We start from the raw sequence: 2,038 nt of genomic DNA on the forward strand, positions 1-2,038 counted from the left end.
CTCCTCGTATATTAGTAGTAAGAGCTCAATCCAAGAGAATTTCCAGTTGGATCCGGATACCTGGAATGACTCCTGGATTCCTATAGGATTTGTTTCAAAGCCTTTCGGCTTCCCTGTCCATTTAAGATGTTGTTTTACCCTTGATTTACCCCTGACGGGGAAGCCAAAGGTAAACAGTGAACAGTTAAGTTATCCAGTCATACAGAATAATTGAACAGGTATGATCAGCTTTTGATCCGCAGAAGAGAATGCTCTCCTGTATATTTGAGATGCCCCAAAAAACTGAATAGATCAATGGCGGGGAGTGGAGGAGGCTCCACTAAAAGCTCCGTCATTTTTCATAGCGTTTCAGACAGGTTCATGGGACAATGGAACCGACAAAATCGTTTCAGGTGGTAGCTTTCCCTCCTTGCAGGCCCTTCGGGCACTGCTGAAAAAGCCTGCTACCCGTGGTTCATTGTCAAAGGGCTAACCACTAGTTGCGCCGCCGGAAAGAAGAGGAAGTAGCGTCCACGATGGTCTTCTTTCCGCTGAGTGCTGATGACGAGGAAGCCATCGATGATTCCCATGGGCACCCAGGTCTGAAACGTTTTTGATTATCACAGGACTGGAGGTGATCGGTATGTCACAAATACTTGTGGGTGTAGACGTCAGTTTGAAAACCCATCATGTCCATTTCATGAATGGGGAGGGCCAGTCTCTGGATGAGTTCTCCATACCCAATAACCGCGAAGGGGCCGACACCCTGATCCAGCGGCTGCTTAAACGGGCAAAGAAAGTACATGTAGCGAAACTGCAGATCGGCATGGAAGCCACCGATCAGTACAACTGGCACATTGCCCATTATCTACAGGCACAGCTCAAGGGATATGAGCCGGACTATCAAACGAGCGTTTATGTCTTGAATGCGAGAAAAGTGGCTCGTTTTAAAAAAGGCTATGACACTCTGCCTAAAAACGACCATATAGACGCCTGGGTCATCGCTGACCACTTGAGATTTGACAGACTGCCCAGAGCGATGCAAGAAGCCGTACACTATGAGGCCCTGCAACGTCTGACACGGACAAGGTTTCATTTCATGAAAGATCTGGCCCGGAATAAGACTTTTTTCCTGAATCAACTGTTTCTGAAATTCAGCGGGCTGCGTCAGGATAACCCATTCTCCAACACCTTCGGTGCGGCCAGTCTGGCCGTCATTGAAGAATTGGAACCGGAGACGATTGCTGATATGAGCATCGAATCACTGGTCGACTTTCTACAGGAGAAAGGAAACCATCATTTCAGCGAGCCGGAGGAGATCGCCAAATATCTGAAAAAGCTGGCTCGGTCGAGCTACCAGTTAAATCAATCCATGAAAGATACGGTGAACCTGTCCATGAGCGTCACACTGAGCCTGATCCGGCACATTGAAATGCAGGTCAAGCGTCTGGACAAAGAAATCAGTCGCCTGATGCAGGGCATCTCACAAAGGCTTGTGCTCACATCCATCAAAGGAATTGGCGATGTGTTCGCAGCCGGTTTAATCGCTGAAATTGGTGATGTCAAGCGGTTTAACAGTCATCATGCTCTGGCCAAATATGCCGGGCTCGTCTGGAGCCAGTATCAGTCCGGAGAATACGAGTCGGAAGATACGAAGCGTATGAGGACCGGAGACAAGTATCTCAGATATTATCTGATTCAGGCGGCAGACTCGATTCGCAAGCACGACTCGGAATATCAGGCCTTTTACCAGAAAAAATACAAAGAAGTTACTCGGCATCAACATAAACGCGCACTCGTCTTAACCGCAAGAAAATTGGTACGGTTGGTGTATTCGCTACTAAGCACCAACCAATTGTACACACCACCCGAAAGGAGGTCGTGAATCGATCGTTTTATCACACCCTTTCAAGCCGCTTCCCACATTAAATTAACTGGTAAAATTTGTTATTTGGCGTGGGATTTGTTTCATATACGCTTTTTTAAGTGCTTTTGGATAAAGGCCCTAAAAAATTTCCAATTTCTCGTTTTTAGGGACTTGACATATTACCACTAGGCT

The 2,038-nt window shown here is 47.0% G+C and carries 1 protein-coding gene; it reads left to right on the forward strand.

Annotated elements, in window-relative coordinates:
- The first annotated feature begins 622 nt into the window (after positions 1-622).
- On the forward strand, positions 623-1,864 hold the full coding sequence (locus EWH91_RS14245) for an IS110 family RNA-guided transposase (protein ID WP_129930914.1): 1,242 nt from the start codon (positions 623-625) through the stop codon (positions 1,862-1,864).
- The last annotated feature ends 174 nt before the right edge of the window (positions 1,865-2,038 follow it).

Source organism: Sporolactobacillus sp. THM19-2 (assembly GCF_004153195.1).
Classification (GTDB): Bacteria; Bacillota; Bacilli; order Bacillales; family Sporolactobacillaceae; genus Sporolactobacillus.